The organism is Nocardioides sp. NPDC047086 (genome assembly GCF_040643685.1).
Taxonomy (GTDB): Bacteria; Actinomycetota; Actinomycetes; order Propionibacteriales; family Nocardioidaceae; genus Nocardioides.
Genome location: NZ_JBEYUV010000044.1, coordinates 24339 through 41544, shown reverse-complemented (window position 1 = coordinate 41544; position 17206 = coordinate 24339). Strand labels below are relative to the sequence as shown.

The window sequence follows — 17206 nt, the reverse complement described above, 5'->3', positions numbered from 1 at the left end:
GTCGGCTCGTTATAACGAGCCGACTCGGCGGGTTTCTCGGTCAGGACGAGCCGACTCGGCGGGTCAGCCCTGGGCAGCGCGGCGGAGGCGGCGGACGACTCGGCGGCCGAAGTTCCGGACCGGGTGGCGGGTGGCGTAGGTCAGGTCGGCCTCGAGGCCGGCGACCTTGCCGCGCAGCCGCTCGATGCGTTCGCGGCGGCGGCGGTTGACCTCGCGGGCCTCGCGCAGCTGCTTGGACAGGGTGCCGACCCGGGCCTGGGCGGAGTTGGCGGAGGCCTGGATGCCGAGGATGTGGTCGCGGGTGGCCAGCCGGGAACGGGTGGCCTCCTCGTACCTCTGGGTGTGAACGTCGCGGAGCCGGACCTCGTCGGCCGGGGCGGCCTGGACGAGCTCGGGCGCGGCCGGTGCGACCTCGCCCTCGGCGAGCGGCCGAGCGGCCAGCTGGAACTGGTAGACCAACGCGTCGGGCTGCTGGCGCACCCACTCCACGGCCACCTCGGGAAGCAGGCCGGGCTCGACCGAGACCTCGACGTTGAGCGGGTCGGCGGTGGTGCCGCGCAGATCCTCGATCGCGTAGCCCGCCTCGGTGAAGAGCCCCACCAGCCCCTCGCGCGAGTAGAACTTGATGTGGGTGCGGTCTAGGAGACCGGTGTCGGTGGTCTGCCAGCGGCCCTGGAGCAGGGCGAGGCGGACCGAGCCGTGGGTGACGTTGGGGATCGAGATCACCACCCGGCCGCCGGGGGCGAGCAGGTCACGGGCCTGCTCGAGCGCCGCCCGCGGGTCGACGAGGTGTTCGAGGACGTCGGCGAAGATCACCACGTCGAAGGAGCCGGGCTCGACGATCTCGGTCAGCGGGGTCGCGTCGAGGTCGGCGACGACCACCTTCTCCAGGACCTTCTCGGCCAGGCTCGCCGCCTCCGGGTCGATCTCGATGCCGGTGACGGTGCAGCCGCGCTCGGTGAGGATCCGGCCGATCTCACCGGTCCAGCAGCCGACATCGAGGACGCGTTTCCCATCGCTCGCCGAGGTAGTCGATCCAGCCAGGTCGAGGACCTGCACATGGCTGGTGTTGCGGTGATCGAGGTCGATCTCGACGGCGTAGTGCGACATGCGACGAGGGTAGCGACCTTTGGTGGCGCCGCGGGGGTTCGGCACGGGTGATTTGCCGGGTGTTTCGATGCTTCGGCGACGTACGGTCAAAAGGTCTGTTACACAGTGGAAACAGGCGCTTCGGGGTGTCGAAACGTCTCCAGGTGAAGGTGGCGACGAAGATGACAGGATCAAGGACCTTGGAGGCGCCTTCTCGTGAAGCTCGTGACCGCAGTGATCAAGCCCCACAAGTGGGAGGACGTGCGCGAGGCTCTCGAAGCCTTCGGCGTGACCGGCATGACCGTCTCCGAGGTCTCCGGCTATGGCCGGCAGAAGGGCCACACCGAGGTCTACCGCGGTGCCGAGTACGACATCGCCCTGGTGCCGAAGATCCGCATCGAGATCGTGGTGGAGGACGAGGATGCCGCGGACGTCGTCGGGATCGTCGTGAAGACCGCGCAGACCGGCCGGATCGGCGACGGGAAGGTCTGGCTCAGCCCGATCGAGTCCGTCGTCCGTGTTCGGACCGGCGCGCGCGACGCCGAGGCACTCTGATCTGGTGGGCATCGCCTCGATCTCGGCGCCAGCCCGCCGTGGCACGCACTGGGCGCGCCTTGCCCGGGCCACTTCGTTCCGACCCGCACGCTGACGACGGACCGGCGCCGACTATCGGCTCACGCCTACTAGGCTTCGTCACGAGTGCCGGTCCATCGAATCCCACCGGAGGAGAGAAATGAAGCTCGTCACCGCAGTGATCAAACCCCACAAGTGGGAGGACGTCCGCGTCGCCCTGGAAGCTGTCGGTGTCACCGGCATGACCGTCTCTGAGGTCTCCGGCTACGGCCGGCAGAAGGGCCACACCGAGGTCTACCGCGGTGCCGAGTACGACGTCGCCCTGGTGCCGAAGATCCGCATCGAGATCGCCGTGCCCGACGAGGACGTCGAGTCGGTGGTCAGCGCCATCGAGACCTCTGCGAAGACCGAGCGCATCGGTGACGGCAAGGTCTGGGTCTCCCCGCTGGAGACCATCGTGCGGGTCCGCACCGGCGACCGCGACGACGCCGCGATCTGACATCGTGAAGGAGGCTGGCGCATGAGCGAGCGGCAGCGAGCGGCGATGAGGATTGTCGCGCCGCCGCGTTCGTATCCTGGCCTCTCCCTACGATCGCGGCGGCGTGACCGCTGAGGGCAGGGCGGCGCGCGCAGCCGAGGCCGACGAGCAGTGCGCGAAGGCGTACGCCGCGGCCGGCGGCCCCGAGGTCGGGGTCGCCCTGGTCGCGGTCGGAGGATACGGACGCGGCGAGCTAGCGCCCTTCTCCGACTGGGACGTGGTCCTGGTGCACGACGACAGCGTCTCGCCCGGGTCGGTGGCCGAGCAGGTCTGGTACCCGCTGTGGGACACCGCGCCCAGGCTCGACCACTCGGTGCGGTCGTTCTCCGAGTTGCTCTCGTCCTCGACCGGTGACCTCCGGGTCGCCCTGGGGCTGCTCGACATCCGGCACCTGGCGGGCGACCGCGGGCTCGTGCTGCGGCTGCGTACGACGATGCTGGCGCACTGGCGCAAGCACGCCCGTGCCCTGCTGCCCGAGCTGAGGACGATGAGCATGGAGCGACACCGGCGTGCCGGTGAGCTCGCGCACGCCTCGGTGCCGGACCTGAAGGAGATGTACGGCGGGCTGCGGGACGCGGTGGTGATCAAGGCGATCGTGGCGACCTGGCTGGTCGACGTGCCCGCGGTCGATCTGGAGAAGTCGCGCCGCGCCCTGCTCGACGTCCGTGATCTCGTCCAGGAGATCGGCGGCCGGGCCACCGACCGGGTCGTGCCGGAGATGTGGGACGAGCTGGCCGAGCGGCTCGAGCTGGCCGACGCCCGCACGGCACAGGCCCACGTACGCACGATCGGCCGTCGCCTCGCCCACCTATCCCGGCTGGCGTGGCGACGGGTGGACGGGGTCCTGGAACGCTCGCGCCCCGGAGCGCCGCGCCGCCCGCGGCTCGCACCGCTCGGCAACGGTCTGGCGCTCGCTTCGGGCGAGGTGGTGCTCGTGCCGGGCGCGCGCCCGTCGCGGGATCCGCTGATGCTGCTGCGCGCCTCGGCGCTGGCCGCCGAGCACGGGGTCGCGCTGGCGCCGCCGACCGCCGCGCGACTGGCCCGGGACACCCCGGCGCTGGCCGAGCCGTGGCCGGAGGAGGCCCGGCAGCTCTTCGTACGGCTGCTGGGGGCCGGGCGCGGGCTGCTCGCGGTCTGGGAGACCCTGGAGGAGACCGGCGCGGTCTCCCGGATCCTGCCCGAGTGGGAGCGGATCCGGCTGCTGCCGCACGCCTCGATCATCCACCGCTTCACCGTCGACCGGCACACCATCGAGACCTGCATCGAGGCGGTCGCGCTGCTGCCCCGCGTGGCCCGCCCGGATGTGCTGCTGGTCGCCGCGCTGCTCCACGACATCGGCAAGGGGTCGCTGACCGAGCACAGCGTCGCGGGGGAGCCGATCGCCCGCCGGGTCGCCTCCCGGATGGGGTTCCCGGAGGAGGAGGTCGACCTGATCTCGCTGCTGGTGCGCTGGCACCTGCTGCTGTCGGTGACCGCGACCACTCGCGACCCCGACGACCCCGCCACCGTCGACCTGGTGGTGGAGACGATGGGCGACGCCGAGGCGCTCGCCCTGCTCACCGCGCTCACCGAGGCCGACGCGCGGGCGACCAGCACCCAGGCCTGGACCAGCTGGCGGGCCCGGCTCATCCTCGACCTGGCCCGCCGCGCCGCGCGGGCCCTCGACACCGGCATCGCGGCGGGGGAGCGGCGGCAGGCCGCGGTGGAGATCCCCGAGAGCGTACGTTCGGGGTCGGTCTCCTTCCGTGCGGAGCCGCTCGCCGACGGCGCCCGGGTGTGGGTGATCGCCTCGGACCGGCTCGGCCTGCTCGCCGATCTGGCCGCCACCTTCGCGGTCGCGCGACTTCCGGTCAGGGCGTGTCGTGCCTGGCAGCAGGAGGGTTTCGGGGTCAGCGTGTGGGACCTCGACGACTCCTATGTCGACGCCGCGGTGCTGCGCATCCGCTTCTCCGCCATCACCGAGGGCCGCCTCGACCCGGCGACCCGGCTGGCGCCGAGCGCGGCGGCGCGCGGGAGCGAGCCCTCGGTGGTCGTACGTCCTGAGGCATCCAGCAAGGCCACCGTCCTCGAGGTGCGTACCATCGACCGCCCCGGGGTCGTCTACACCGTCGCCGCCGCCCTGGCGCGGATGGAGATCGCCGTCCGTTCCGCCCACATCTCCACCCTTGGCCCTCAGGCCGTCGACGTCTTCTACCTCCAAGAGGCCTCGGCCGGAGCCCTCGCCGAGCAGCGCTCGGCCGAGGCGGCCCACGCGGTCCGAGCAGCGCTCGAAAGCTGACCGAGTCAACTCGGTGAGCGGCGGGGCCCCGCGCGCACCTGCCGAATAGCACCCCACACACAACAGTTCGTTAGTCTTGGCAGGACAACCACTCTGCTGAAGGACCGCTTTGTTCGCCACGCTCTCCGACCGGCTCGCCACGACGTTCAAGAACATCCGGGGCAAGGGCCGCCTCACCGATGCCGACATCGATGCCACAGCTCGTGAGATCCGTATCGCGCTGCTCGAGGCCGACGTCGCGCTGCCGGTGGTGCGCGAGTTCGTCGCCCGGGTCAAGGAGCGGGCGCGTGGCGAAGAGGTCAGCCAGGCGCTGAACCCCGCCCAGCAGATCGTCAAGATCGTCAACGACGAGCTGGTCACGATCCTGGGCGGCGAGACCCGCCGGCTGCGCTACGCCAAGACCGGGCCGACGGTCATCATGCTCGCCGGTCTGCAGGGTGCTGGTAAGACCACCCTGGCCGCGAAGCTCGCGCTGTGGCTCAAGGAGCAGGGCAAGGCGCCGCTGCTGGTGGCCGCCGACCTGCAGCGGCCCAACGCGGTCAACCAGCTCCAGGTCAACGGTGAGCGCGTCGGGGTCCCGGTCTACGCCCCGCAGCCCGGCAATGGTGTCGGCAACCCGGTCGACGTCGCCCGTGACGCGGTCGAGGAGGCCAAGCGCAAGCTCCACGACGTGGTCATCGTCGACACCGCCGGCCGCCTCGGCATCGACGAGGAGCTGATGAAGCAGGCCGCCGACATCAAGGCGGCGGTCAACCCCGACGAGGTCCTCTTCGTCGTCGACGCGATGATCGGCCAGGACGCGGTCAACACCGCGCAGGCCTTCCTCGACGGCGTCGGCTACGACGGCGTGGTGCTCACCAAGCTCGACGGTGACGCCCGCGGTGGCGCGGCGCTCTCCATCGTCCAGATCACCGGCAAGCCGGTCATGTTCGCCTCCAACGGCGAGAAGATGACCGACTTCGACCTGTTCCACCCCGACCGGATGGCCGGCCGCATCCTCGACATGGGCGACATGCTCACCCTGATCGAGCAGGCCGAGAAGACCTTCGACCAGGGCCAGGCCGAGAAGGACGCGGCCAAGATCGCGACCGGCGAGTTCACGCTCGAGGACTTCCTCAAGCAGATGCAGCAGCTGCGCAAGCTCGGCTCGATGTCGAAGCTGATGGGCATGCTGCCGGGCATGGGCCAGTTCCGCGAGCAGCTGGACAACTTCGACGAGCGCGAGATCGACCGGATCCAGGCGATCATCCAGTCGATGACCCCGGCCGAGCGTGCCAACCCGAAGATCCTCGACGGCTCCCGTCGTGCCCGCATCGCGAAGGGTTCGGGCCGCCAGGTCTCCGACGTCAACCAGCTCATCCAGCGCTTCACCGAGGCGTCGAAGATGATGAAGCAGCTCGCCTCCGGCGGCGGCATGCCCGGGATGCCCGGCGCGCCCGGTGCCGGCTTCGGCAAGCGCGCCGGCGCCAAGCAGGTCGCGCAGAAGAAGAAGGGCAAGGGCGCGCGCAAGTCCGGCAACCCGGCCAAGGCCGCCCAGCAGGCGAAGGCGGATGCCGAGAAGAAGCCCGCCGCCGCCAACCCGTTCGGCACACCGGGCGGCGAGGAGATCGACTACGAGAAGGCCGCCGCCGAGCTCAACCTGCCCTCGGACTTCTCCAAGTTCCTCAAGTAGGCCGTGGTGTCGACGGTTCTGGTCGTCGACGGCGCCAACGTCGTCGGCGCCCGCCCGGACGGCTGGTGGAAGGACCGGGCCGGCGCGGCGCGCCGGCTGCACGAGGCGCTGCTGGTCGCCGACCTCCCGCAGGACCGGATCGTCCTGGTCCTGGAGGGACAGGCCAAGGGCGGCGTACGTCCTGGCAAGGACGCCCACGTGCACACGGTCCACGCGCCCAAGGACGGCGACGCGGCGATCGTCGGTGTCGTCCGTGAGGCGCTGGAGAAGGGTGACCGGGTGACGCTGGTGACCGCCGACCGGATGCTCCAGGCTCGTTGTGGCGGTGCCACGGCCCTGGGACCCTCCTGGTTGCTTGACCAGATCTGAGTAATTCGCGGGGTTACGCACGCGTAGCCATTGACCGGCATTGTGATCGCGGTCACGCTGGGAGCGCTCTCACGAGCCCTGGCGCCTCATCGCCGAGGTGCTGGTAGATCACTCTCAGGAGGTCTGTCCCGTGCGATCACTCAGACAGCGCGGTGCGATCGGCGGAGCCTCGGCTCTCGCCGGCCTGCTCTGCGCCACGCTTCTCATCACGCCCGTGTCCAACGCGGCGTCCGCCGCTCCCGCAGCAAGCACCGCCGCCACCCGCGCGGACCACGTGCTGCCCTACAAGAACCCCCGGCTCGCCACCAAGACCCGCGTCACCGACCTGCTGGCCCGGATGACCCTGGCCGAGAAGGTCGGTCAGATGGCCCAGGCCGAGCGCGCGGACGTCGCCGCGAACCCCGGCCAGATCGCCGAGCTCGGGCTCGGCAGCGTACTGTCCGGCGGCGGCTCGACCCCCGCCGAGAACACTCCCGAGGCCTGGGCCGACACGGTCGACGCCTTCCAGGAGCAGGCGCTCTCGACCCGGTTGGGGATCCCGCTCCTCTACGGCGTGGACTCGGTCCACGGACACGGCAACCTCAACGGCGCGACCGTGTTCCCGCACAACATCGGGCTCGGCGCGACCCGTGACCCCGCGCTCGCCGAGCGGATCGGGCACATCACCGCGGAGGAGACCCGTGCCTCCGGGCCGCAGTGGACCTTCGCCCCGTGCATCTGCGTGGCTCGCGACGACCGGTGGGGGAGGACGTACGAGTCCTTCGGCGAGGACCCGAAGCTGGCCGCCAAGATGTCCCAGATGATCGAGGGGTTCCAGGGCGACCGGGGTGAGCTCGACGACCCCGACCGCGTGCTCGCCACCGCCAAGCACTTCGCCGGCGACGGCTTCACCACGTTCGGCACCGGTGAGGGCGACTACACCATCGACCAGGGCATCACCCAGGCCTCGCACGCGGAGTTCGAGAAGCTGGCGCTCTCGCCGTACGTCACTGCCATCAAGAAGCACGACGTCGGCTCGGTGATGCCGTCCTTCTCCAGCGTCGACTGGACCGAGGACGGTCTCGGCAACCCGCTCAAGATGCACGCCCACAAAGAGCTCGTCACGGGCTGGCTGAAGGAGAAGCAGGGCTTCGACGGCCTGGTGATCTCCGACTGGCGAGCGATCCACCAGATCCCGGGGACGTACGCCGAGCAGGTGGCCATCTCGGTCAACGCCGGTGTCGACATGTTCATGGAGCCGTTCTCCGGTGACACCGTCGGCTATCCGCAGTTCATCGAGACGCTGACCGCGGCGGTCGAGAACGGCGCTGTCTCGAAGGCCCGCATCAATGATGCGGTCTCCCGGATCCTGACCGCGAAGTTCGACCTCGGCCTCTTCGAGAAGCCGTTCACCGACCGGCGCAACATCGACGAGATCGGCAGCGCCGCTCACCGTCGCGTCGCGCGGGAGGCGGTGGCGAAGTCGCAGGTCCTGCTCCGGAACAAGCACACGCTGCCGATCTCCGGCCGCGACGACGTCTACGTCGCGGGCAGCAAGGCCGACAGCATCGGTGACCAGGCAGGCGGCTGGACGATCACCTGGCAGGGCAACTCGACCCACCAGATCCCCGGCGACACGATCCTCGACGGCATCGAGTCCGCGGCACGAGGCGAGGTGACCCACTCACCCGACGCCTCCGCACCGGTCCCGGCCGGGGCACACGGCGTCGTGGTCGTCGGCGAGCACCCGTACGCCGAGGGCTTCGGTGACGTCGGCGGCCCGCGCTGGGGCTATGACCCGGGCGAGGGCGGCGTGCTCCGGCCGGCCCTGACGATGCAGCTCAGCGACGCCGACACCGCGGCGATCGAGACGGTCTGCGCGGCCGCGGCGACGTGCACGGTCCTCGTGGTCTCCGGGCGTCCGATGATCATCCCGCCCCAGCTGCTCGAGCAGATCGACGCGCTGGTGGCCTCCTGGCTGCCGGGCAGCGAGGGCAAGGGTGTCGCCGACGTGCTCTTCGGCAAGCGTCCGTTCACCGGGAAGCTCCCGGTGACCTGGCCGCGCTCGGTCGACCAGGAGCCGATCAACATCGGCGATTCCGACTATGACCCGCTGTTTGCGTACGGATACGGTCTGAAGACCCACCGCTAGGAGATCGGCCCGATCCGAGTTGTGCGAATCTTCGATTCGCGACGCTTGGATCGGGTCATTTCGGTGCATGATTCGTGCATGCAGACGCTTCGCGTAGACGTATCGGGACGTGCGCTCAGCTTCCCGCCCGACAAGATCGTCCGAATAGGGCGTTCGATTGATGCCGACGTGGTGCTCTCGTCCTCCTCGGTCTCCCGCGCCCACGCGGAGCTGCGGCCGGACCCGTCCGGGTGGAAACTGGTCGACGTCGGCTCCGCCGGAGGGACGTACGTCTCCGGAAGTCGGGTCACGGAGGCGCCGTTGACCGGGGCGACCGAGATCCAGCTCGGCCCGGCGGGGCCGGGCTCGACGATCACCGTCACCCTCGACGACGCGCCGGTGGCGGCGGGTGCTCCGCGCGCCCAGGCGCCGGCGCCGCCGCCACCGCCGGCGATGGCGGCCGCCACGGTGGCTCCGCCCTCCGGGCCGGCACCGGCGGCTCCGCCACCGCCCGGAAACCTGCCTCCCGCGCCGCCGGCGCCCTCGGCGACCCAGGACGTCTCCGAGATGACGATCGCTCCCGGGATGCCGCGGCCGTCCGCCCCCGGGCAGCCGCCGACCGCGCCGACCGGACCCGACCTGCTGCTGGTCGCCGAGGGCAAGGAGCACCGCTTCCGCCACCCGGTCACGGTGACCATCGGCCGCGCGGCCGACAACTCGGTCGTGCTGGAGGACCAGGGCGTCTCGCGCCAGCACGCCCGGCTGGTGGCCACGCCCGGCGGCTGGACCTTCGAGAACGGGTCCCAGGCCGGGTCGTTCCTCAAGGGGAAGCCGCTGGTCAGGGAGGAGATCGACGAGGAGACCGAGATCCGTCTCGGTCACCCGGTCGCAGGCGAGATCCTCAAGGTCATCCCGATCTACTCCGCCGAGGTCGAGGTCGCCCGCGCCGCCGCCAAGCGCCGCAACAAGCTGCTGCTGTGGGGCGGGATCGGCGCCGCGGCCGCAGTCGTGGTCATCGGACTGGTGGTCGCGATGTTCGTCGTGCCCGGCGGCGACCCGTCCGCCCAGGACGCCGGCCTGACCAAGGACGAGCTCAACAGCGCGCAGCGGGCCGCCGTCTGGATCACCTACGCGCCGACCGAGGACACCATCGCGATGGGGTCCGGGTCGATCGTCAGCAAGGACGGCAAGATCCTCACCAACGCCCACGTCGCCGACCCGGCGAAGATCCCGGAGTACGCCGCCAAGGGCGAGGTCTCGCCCGACGTCGTCAACATCCACCTGACCGACCCGGCCGCGGGCTACAAGGTCGGCGAGCCCGACTACATCGCCAAGGTCATCGAGTCCGACGGCGAGGTCGACAGCGCGGTCGTGCAGATCGTCGCCGACGGCGAGGGCAACCCGGTGAACCCATCCTCGCTGGACCTGCCGACGATCACGCTCGGTGATTCCAACGCGGTCGACCGCGGTGACTTCATCGCCACGATCGGCTTCCCGATGCTGCCGAAGGAGAGCTTCGCGGACAAGGAGGGCGTGCTCTTCCAGCCGCCGACCGTCGCCGAGGGCAACGTGGCGACGATCCTCTCCTTCGAGGGGGAGGAACGGGCCGTCTTCGACGTCACCGCCCGGATCTCCAGCGGCAACTCCGGGGGCGCCGCGGTCAACGACGATGGTGAGCTCGTCGGCGTACCGACCTCCATCGGGTGGGACGAGAACAACGTCGTCACCGGCCAGGTCATCCCGCTCGCCCAGCACTTCCCGATCCTCGAGGCGGCCGGCGTGAAGGTGCCCGCGTCGGGCAAGTAGGTAACCTGCGTCACATGACTGCTCTGCGCTTCTCCGGTCCGATTCTTCCCGATGGAGAGGTGCGGGACCTCTACGTCCTCGACGGCCGCATCACCTACGAGCGGCCGTCGGGGGCGGAGTCCGGTGCCTCGGGCTGGATCGTGCCCGGTCTCGTCGACGCCCACTGCCACGTGGGCCTCGGGCCCGACGGTGCCGTCGACCAGGAGACCGCCGAGGCCCAGGCGATCGCCGACCGTGACGCCGGCGCGCTGCTCCTGCGTGATGCCGGCTCCGCCGCCGACACCCGCTGGGTGCAGTCCCGCGAGGACCTGCCCCGGCTGATCCGCGCCGGCCGCCACATCGGACGTACGAAGCGCTACATGCGCAACTACGCCGACGAGGTCGAGCCCGAGGGCCTGGTCGAGGCCGTCGAGCGCCAGGCCCGTGCCGGTGACGGCTGGGTCAAGCTCGTCGGCGACTGGATCGACCGGGCCGAGGGCGACCTGAAGCCGTCCTTCCCGGCCGAGTCGTTCGCCGAGGCGATCAAGGTGGCCCACGACAACGACGCACGCGTCACCGCGCACTGCTTCGGTCAGGAGGTCCTGCCCGGCCTGATCGAGGCCGGGATCGACTGCATCGAGCACGGCACCGGGCTGACCCCCGATCTCGTCGAGGCGATGGCCGAGCAGGGCACCGCACTGGTCCCCACCGTCGCCCAGCTCGAGATCTTCCCGGATCTGGCCGCCGCGGCGGCACCCAAGTTCCCCACGTACGCCGCCACCATGGAGGACCTCTACGCCCGCCGCCGCGAGACGATCATGAGCGCCTACGAGGCGGGGGTCGCCCTCTACGCGGGCTCCGACGGTGCGGGGGACCAGCTGCACGGCGTACTCCCGACGGAGGTCCTCGCCATGCACCGCCTCGGCCTCCCGGTCGACGTCGTCCTCGGCGCCGCCTCCTGGCGGGCCCGGGAGTGGCTCGGCCACAACCCCGGCCTCGCCGAGGGCGACCCCGCCGACTTCGTCGTCTACGCCACCAACCCCCTCGACGACCTCACCGTCCTCGCCCGTCCGGCCGCGGTCGTACTCCGGGGGAAGGTCTACGCCTGAGCGCCGCTGAGATTTCGCCGCTTCCGGCCACCTCTGGCAAACTGAGCTGCGTGTCCTGTGCGCAGGGACCCTCTCACCCAGCGCGACAGTGCCCGCCGAAGTTGCCTGACGGGTGTCCCCACACCGACACGGGCCTCTTCACCCATATTCGATTCCAAAGGAATACCACCAACAGTGGCTGTCAAGATCCGCTTGAAGCGCCTGGGCAAGATCCGGGTTCCGCAGTACCGCATCGTCATCGTCGACTCGCGCAAGAAGCGCGACGGCGCTGTGATCGAGGAGATCGGTCTCTACCGTCCCAAGGAGGAGCCGAGCTTCATCCAGGTCGACTCCGAGCGCGCCCAGTACTGGCTCGGCGTCGGCGCCCAGCCGACCCCGGCTCTCGAGGCGATCCTCAAGGTGACCGGCGACTGGCAGAAGTTCAAGGGCCTCCCGGGCGCCGAGGGCACCCTCAAGGTCGCCCCGCCGAAGCCCGACAAGCTCGAGCTCTTCAACAAGGCTCTCGCCGAGGCGCACGCCTCGGCCGGTTCCGAGGCTGTGACGAAGAAGTCCGCCAAGAAGGCCGAGGAGCCGAAGGCTGAGGAGCCCAAGGCCGAGGCTGCGTCTACTGACGAGGCCAAGGCCGCCGAGGCCGAGGCCTGAGCAGCATGCTCTCCGAAGCTCTCGAGCACCTCGTCCGAGGAGTCGTCGACAACCCGGACGAGGTGAGCGTGCGCGACAAGCAGCTTCGTCGCGGCTCCGTCCTCGAGGTCCGGGTCCACCCCGACGATCTCGGCAAGGTGATCGGCCGCGGCGGCCGCACCGCCACCGCGTTCCGCACGGTCATCTCTGCGCTGGCCGGCAAGGGCGGCGCGCGGATCGACTTCGTCGACGTCGACGGCGGTCGCTGAGCACCGGCTGCGCCAGCAGCTGACGACGGGCGCCACTCCTTCGGGGGTGGCGCCCGTTGCGCATGTCGACGGCCCTGCCCGGTCGCCTGCGCTGAGGAGTTCGGCCCGACGTACGCCACCCTCTAGGCTCACCTCGTGGAGTTGATCGAGGTGCTGGTCGGACGGATCGGCAAGCCGCATGGCATCCGGGGGTTCGTGACCCTCGAGGTACGCACCGACGAGCCCGACCGGCGGTTCGCCGAGGGCACGGTGCTGCGGGCGCAGCCGCCGAAGGGATCGGCGTACGCCGCCAAGCAGCTGACCGTGGAGGGCGCCCGTTGGCACGGGCAGGTGCTCCAGATCGCCTTCGAGGAGATCACCGACCGCAACGAGGCCGAGGCCGCTCGCGGCACGCTGCTCTTCGCCGACGTCCCGGCCGAGGAGACCCCCGAGGACCCCGACGAGTACTACGACCATCAGCTCGTCGGCCTGACCGCCTTCGACGAGGAGGGCCGCGAGCTGGGCACGGTGAAGGCGCTGGTCCACGGGGGAGCGCAGGACCTGTTGACGATCCGTACCCCTGACCGGCGCGATGCGCTGGTGCCGTTCGTGAAGGCGCTGGTTCCGGTCGTCGACCTCGCCGAGAGGAAGGTCGTGATCGCAGACCGCCCCGGCCTGGTCACCCCGTTCGCCGAGGACGAGGGCGACGCCACGTGAGGCTGGACTACCTCACCATCTTCCCCGACTACCTCGCGCCGCTCCGGCTGAGCCTGCCGGGCAAGGCGATCGAGTCGGGGCTTCTCGAGATGCACGTCCACGACGTACGCGACTGGACCCACGACCGTCACCGCACCGTCGACGACACCCCCTATGGCGGTGGCGCCGGGATGGTGATGAAGCCGGAGCCGTTCGGCGAGGCCTTCGACGAGCTGGCGATCGACGGCGCGACCGTGATCGTGACGACGCCGAGCGGCGAGCCGTTCACCCAGGCCGTGGCCCGGGACCTGTCGACCCGGGAGAGACTGGTCTTCCTGCTCGGCCGCTACGAGGGCATCGACCAGCGCGTGCTCGACCACGCCGCCACCCGCGCCGAGGTCCGCGAGATCTCCCTGGGCGACTACGTCCTCAACGGGGGAGAGGTGGCCGCCATGGCGATCACCGAGGCGGTCGTACGTCTGCTCCCGGGGTTCATGGGCAATGCCGAGTCGCTCGTGGAGGAGTCCCACGAGGACGGCCTGCTGGAGTACCCGGTCTACACCAAGCCCGCCACCTGGCGTGACCTCGAGGTCCCGAAGGTGCTGCTCAGCGGCGACCACAAGCGTATCGCGCAGTGGCGCCACGAGCAGGCGGTGGCCCGGACCTCCGTACGCCGCCCCGACCTGCTCCACGCCTCCCAGGCAGCCACGGAGTGGGAGATCGTGCCCGCCGTACGTGCCGATGTCCCCGAGCTGCACACGCTGCAGCTCGCCTGCTGGGTGCAGGAGATGCACGACAACCCCGGCGTCGCGATCCCGCCGCTGCACGAGTCGCTGGAGGACACCGTGCGCGCGCTGGAGACGCACGACGTCTACGTGGTCCGCTCCGCCGGCCGGCTGGTCGGCTCGGTCCGTGCCCGGCTCGAGGGCGACGTGTGGGAGATCGGACGGCTGATGACCGCCCCGGACCTGCAGGGACGGGGGCTGGGTCGTCAGCTGCTCGACCACATCCAGGCGGTGGCGCCGGAGGGCGCCAGGACCCACCAGCTCTTCACCGGAGCGAAGAGCGAGCGGAACCAGAAGATCTACAAGAAGGCCGGTTTCCGGCTGCGCCGTGACCTCGAGGCTCCCTCAGGCGCCGTCATCATGACGAAGACCCATGCAACTCGGCGGTAACGGATCAGCAACCGAAAACTCTGTTACTTTTCTGTAACACAAGGCATCCGTCTCTGAAACTTTGCGTCGCAACGATGCCGGGCAATGCGTACGACGAGCGACGTGGCTCGCGTGACGTCACAGCCACATCCCGAGACTCGATCAATGAGGCACTGAATGTCTGTCGAACTTGCATGGCAACTCCTGTGCGCGGCCCTGGTCATCTTCATGACCCCCGGTCTCGCGTTCTTCTACGGCGGCCTGGTGAAGGCCAAGTCCGTCGTCTCGATGATGATGCTGAGCTTCGGCTCGATCGCCGTCGTGACGATCCTCTACGTCCTCTACGGCGGCACCGGCATCGCTGGCAACGGCACCAGCGGCGGAAGCAAGCTCTTCGGTAACCCGTTCGAGGACTTCGGTATGACCGACCTCGTCACCTCCGCGGGCAGCGGCGACGCCGGCAACCTCTTCGGTGGACACGCCTTCCTGGTCGCCTTCTGCATCATCACCGTCGCCCTGGTCTCGGGCGCAGTCGCCGACCGTGCGCGCTTCTGGCCGTGGATGATCTTCGCGGTCTTCTTCGCGACCTTCGTGGTCTTCCCGACCTTCCGCTGGATCTGGGGCGTGGACTCCGAGGGCAACTTCTACGGCTGGCTCGCCAACAACGTCTACGGCCTCGGTGGCGCGCTCGACTGGGCCGGCGGCACCGTGATCCACCAGTCGGCCGGCGCCGCGGCGCTCGCCCTGGCGCTCGTGCTCGGCCGTCGCAAGGTCGGCTTCTCCAAGGAGGAGACGGTCGCTCACAACGTCCCGCTCGTGCTGATCGGCACCGCGATCCTCTGGTTCGGCTGGTTCGGCTTCAACACCGGTGTCTTCGGCGCCGACGAGGGCCAGACCTCGCTGATCTTCCTCAACACCCTGCTGACCCCGGCCGCGGGTCTGATCGGCTGGATCGTGGTCGAGCAGTTCAAGGACGGCAAGCCGACCGCCGTCGGCGCCGCCTCCGGCATCGTCACCGGTCTGGTGGCCATCACGCCTGCTTGTGCGTTCGTGACCCCGGTCTGGGCCCTCGTGCTCGGTCTGATCGCCGGTGCCGTCTGCGCCCTGGCGGTGGAGATCAAGTTCAAGCTCGGCTTCGACGACACGCTCGACGTGGTCGGTATCCACCTGGTCGCCGGATTCATCGGGTGCGTGTGGGTCGGCATCTTCGGCGCCGAGGCGCTCACCGGCGGCAGCCTGGTCTTCGGCGGTAGCTTCAAGCTGCTCGGCGCCCAGGTCCTCTCCTCGCTCACCGTGATCGCCTTCTCGTTCGTGGTCGCCTACGCCATCGGCTTCGCGATCGAGAAGACCATCGGCTTCCGCGCCAAGGAGGAGGACGAGGTCGCTGGTATCGACACCGTCCTCCACGAGCCGGGCTACTCCGAGCTCGGCTGATCTGATCGCATCCTCCACGAGGCCCGTCCCGGTTCGGGGCGGGCCTCGCGGCGTACGGGGGAGGAGCAGGCCCTCAGCGCGGCCCGTAGGGAAGCTGTCGGGCCTGGTGCTGGATGCGGGCGCTGAGGTCCTCGACCTCGGCCAGCACCGCCGTCGCGACCCAGACGGGGGAGCGGCGGGTGCGTTTGGGGCGGGTGAGGACTCCGGCACCCTCCAGGCCCTCGATCGTCCCCTCGGGGTCGGCGATCCCGAGGCGCTCGGAGACCAGCTCGGCGTTGAGGATGGGCTCCTCGGTGAGCAGGTCGAGGAGACGGTACGCAGCAGACCCGGGCCGTGGGTCGCCGGCCGCCTCGCCCCAGCCGCGCCGGATGCTCTCCAGCGTCTCGGCCGTCTTCCACGACTCGGTCGTCGCGATGGTCGTCGAGGCGGCGAGCATCGCGATGATCGTGGACGCGGTGCCGGCCCGGTAGTCGTTGAGGGCGGCGAAGTAGCGGTCGCGGTGGGCGACGAGCGCCGAGGCGATCGGGACGGCCAGATGGCGGGAGGCGCGTCGTCGTCGGAGCACGGCGTGGATGAGCGCCCGCCCGATGCGGCCGTTGCCGTCGATGAAGGGATGGATCGACTCGAACTGGGCGTGCACGATCGCCGCCTGGGCGATGGGGGAGAGGTCGTCGCGGTTCGCGAAGGCGACCAGGTCCTCGATGTAGTCGACGACCGTCTCCGGTGGCGGTGGCACGTGGAGGGTGTCGCGGGGCGCGTAGTCGGAGCCGCCGACCCAGTTCTGCACGACGCGGAACCGGCCTGCGTTGGCCGCCTCGTCGGGGTGTCGCTCGAACAGGTCCCGGTGTGCGCGCAGGATCGCGTCGGAGGTGATCTTGCGGGTCGTGTCGGCCTCGGTGATCAGCCGCTGCATGGCCTGGGTCGCGGAGGCCATCGAGGTCGCCGAGGAGTTGGCGCCGATGCCGAGCAGGGCTCGGCCGTAGTCGGCCAGGCTGGCCTCCACGTGCTCGATCTTGGAGGAGTCGATCGCCTCGGTGCGCAGCTGCAGGTGGTTGAGCCCGTCCATCGCCCGGCCGTGGACCAGGTCGAGATGGCGGAGCGCGCCCGCGCTGGCGGTCGTCATCGCCGCCACCGGCCGCTCCAGCGCCAGGTCGAGGTCGGCGATGTGGGGCGGCAGGGCCACCGTGACCTCACGGAGCAGCCGGTCCACGCGCGGACCGCGCGGGATCCGTTGCCGGTAGGGGCGCGTCACGTAGGTGTGCGGTGGCCAGTCGGTGTCGGTCACGGGGGCATCCTCGCACGGCCGCGGATGTGTCGCGTACGTCTCGATTCCCGGCGGTACACGGCGCTGTGGCAGACTTGTGAGCCGGTCCAGTCGGCCGAAGCACGCTCCGAAGAAGACACCCGGAGGTGTCGCGACGAGCTCCTGCCACAGGGGGAACCGTACGCCGCCGGCCAGCGTGGCTGGACCACCGCCAAAGATCGCCCTGACCAGGGCATGGATGACCGCGATCGGCCTGTGGCGAGCGT

At 70.2% G+C, this 17206-nt stretch carries 15 protein-coding genes; 13 read left to right on the top strand and 2 right to left on the bottom strand.

Features of this window, described 5'->3' with window-relative positions; genetic code table 11:
- Positions 1 to 63: 63 nt before the first annotated feature.
- Positions 64 to 1110 (bottom strand): class I SAM-dependent methyltransferase, encoded by a 1047-nt coding sequence (locus tag ABZ796_RS24240; protein WP_357340418.1) that lies wholly within the window; start codon positions 1108 to 1110, stop codon positions 64 to 66.
- A gap of 195 nt (positions 1111 to 1305) precedes the next feature.
- Here ABZ796_RS24240 and ABZ796_RS24235 point away from each other — a divergent pair, with 195 nt between their 5' ends.
- The 13 genes from ABZ796_RS24235 to ABZ796_RS24175 all read left to right on the top strand — a co-directional run bounded on the left by ABZ796_RS24235 (position 1306) and on the right by ABZ796_RS24175 (position 15676).
- On the top strand, positions 1306 to 1644 hold the full coding sequence (locus tag ABZ796_RS24235) for a P-II family nitrogen regulator (RefSeq protein WP_141803747.1): 339 nt from the start codon (positions 1306 to 1308) through the stop codon (positions 1642 to 1644).
- A gap of 178 nt (positions 1645 to 1822) precedes the next feature.
- Positions 1823 to 2161: a P-II family nitrogen regulator gene (locus tag ABZ796_RS24230; protein ID WP_357340416.1), complete on the top strand. Its 339-nt coding sequence runs from the start codon at positions 1823 to 1825 to the stop codon at positions 2159 to 2161.
- A gap of 103 nt (positions 2162 to 2264) precedes the next feature.
- Positions 2265 to 4478 carry a [protein-PII] uridylyltransferase gene (locus ABZ796_RS24225; protein ID WP_357340414.1) on the top strand — a complete coding sequence of 738 codons (2214 nt, stop codon included), beginning with the start codon at positions 2265 to 2267 and terminating at the stop codon, positions 4476 to 4478.
- A 109-nt stretch (positions 4479 to 4587) separates the two neighbouring features.
- The gene (ffh, locus tag ABZ796_RS24220) at positions 4588 to 6150 is read left to right on the top strand and encodes a signal recognition particle protein (RefSeq protein WP_357340412.1); all 1563 of its coding nucleotides are present in this window, start codon (positions 4588 to 4590) and stop codon (positions 6148 to 6150) included.
- A gap of 6 nt (positions 6151 to 6156) precedes the next feature.
- Complete coding sequence (locus ABZ796_RS24215) at positions 6157 to 6519, top strand: NYN domain-containing protein (RefSeq protein WP_141803750.1); 363 nt, start codon at positions 6157 to 6159, stop codon at positions 6517 to 6519.
- A gap of 130 nt (positions 6520 to 6649) precedes the next feature.
- Complete coding sequence (locus tag ABZ796_RS24210) at positions 6650 to 8650, top strand: glycoside hydrolase family 3 N-terminal domain-containing protein (protein ID WP_357340410.1); 2001 nt, start codon at positions 6650 to 6652, stop codon at positions 8648 to 8650.
- A 78-nt stretch (positions 8651 to 8728) separates the two neighbouring features.
- Positions 8729 to 10435, top strand: coding sequence for an FHA domain-containing protein (locus ABZ796_RS24205; protein ID WP_357340408.1), 1707 nt, complete (start codon positions 8729 to 8731; stop codon positions 10433 to 10435).
- 14 nt (positions 10436 to 10449) lie between these two features.
- The gene (locus ABZ796_RS24200; RefSeq protein ID WP_357340406.1) at positions 10450 to 11523 is read left to right on the top strand and encodes an amidohydrolase family protein; all 1074 of its coding nucleotides are present in this window, start codon (positions 10450 to 10452) and stop codon (positions 11521 to 11523) included.
- Positions 11524 to 11697: 174 nt separating this feature from the next.
- Entirely contained in the window at positions 11698 to 12165 is a 468-nt protein-coding gene (gene rpsP / locus ABZ796_RS24195) for a 30S ribosomal protein S16 (protein ID WP_357340404.1), read from the top strand.
- Positions 12166 to 12170: 5 nt separating this feature from the next.
- Entirely contained in the window at positions 12171 to 12413 is a 243-nt protein-coding gene (locus ABZ796_RS24190; RefSeq protein WP_357340403.1) for an RNA-binding protein, read from the top strand.
- Positions 12414 to 12548: 135 nt separating this feature from the next.
- The gene (gene rimM, locus ABZ796_RS24185; protein ID WP_357340402.1) at positions 12549 to 13109 is read left to right on the top strand and encodes a ribosome maturation factor RimM; all 561 of its coding nucleotides are present in this window, start codon (positions 12549 to 12551) and stop codon (positions 13107 to 13109) included.
- Complete coding sequence (trmD, locus tag ABZ796_RS24180) at positions 13106 to 14263, top strand: tRNA (guanosine(37)-N1)-methyltransferase TrmD (protein WP_357340400.1); 1158 nt, start codon at positions 13106 to 13108, stop codon at positions 14261 to 14263. The genes rimM and trmD overlap by 4 nt, the downstream gene beginning before the upstream one ends.
- Before the next feature lie 156 nt (positions 14264 to 14419).
- Complete coding sequence (locus ABZ796_RS24175; RefSeq protein ID WP_357340398.1) at positions 14420 to 15676, top strand: ammonium transporter; 1257 nt, start codon at positions 14420 to 14422, stop codon at positions 15674 to 15676.
- Between the two features lie 73 nt (positions 15677 to 15749).
- Here the strand turns inward: ABZ796_RS24175 and ABZ796_RS24170 are convergent, their stop codons facing one another.
- Positions 15750 to 16961: a Fic family protein gene (locus ABZ796_RS24170; protein ID WP_357340396.1), complete on the bottom strand. Its 1212-nt coding sequence runs from the start codon at positions 16959 to 16961 to the stop codon at positions 15750 to 15752.
- Positions 16962 to 17206: the final 245 nt, after the last annotated feature.

What these genes read in the sequence shown, in the direction of transcription:
- ABZ796_RS24240 (WP_357340418.1), bottom strand. Translation starts at nt 1,110, where the DNA reads ATGTCGCACTACGCCGTCGAGATCGACCTCGATCACCGCAACACCAGC.
- ABZ796_RS24230 (WP_357340416.1), top strand. Translation starts at nt 1,823, where the DNA reads ATGAAGCTCGTCACCGCAGTGATCAAACCCCACAAGTGGGAGGACGTC.
- ABZ796_RS24205 (WP_357340408.1), top strand. Translation starts at nt 8,729, where the DNA reads ATGCAGACGCTTCGCGTAGACGTATCGGGACGTGCGCTCAGCTTCCCG.
- ABZ796_RS24200 (WP_357340406.1), top strand. Translation starts at nt 10,450, where the DNA reads ATGACTGCTCTGCGCTTCTCCGGTCCGATTCTTCCCGATGGAGAGGTG.
- ABZ796_RS24190 (WP_357340403.1), top strand. Translation starts at nt 12,171, where the DNA reads ATGCTCTCCGAAGCTCTCGAGCACCTCGTCCGAGGAGTCGTCGACAAC.
- ABZ796_RS24175 (WP_357340398.1), top strand. Translation starts at nt 14,420, where the DNA reads ATGTCTGTCGAACTTGCATGGCAACTCCTGTGCGCGGCCCTGGTCATC.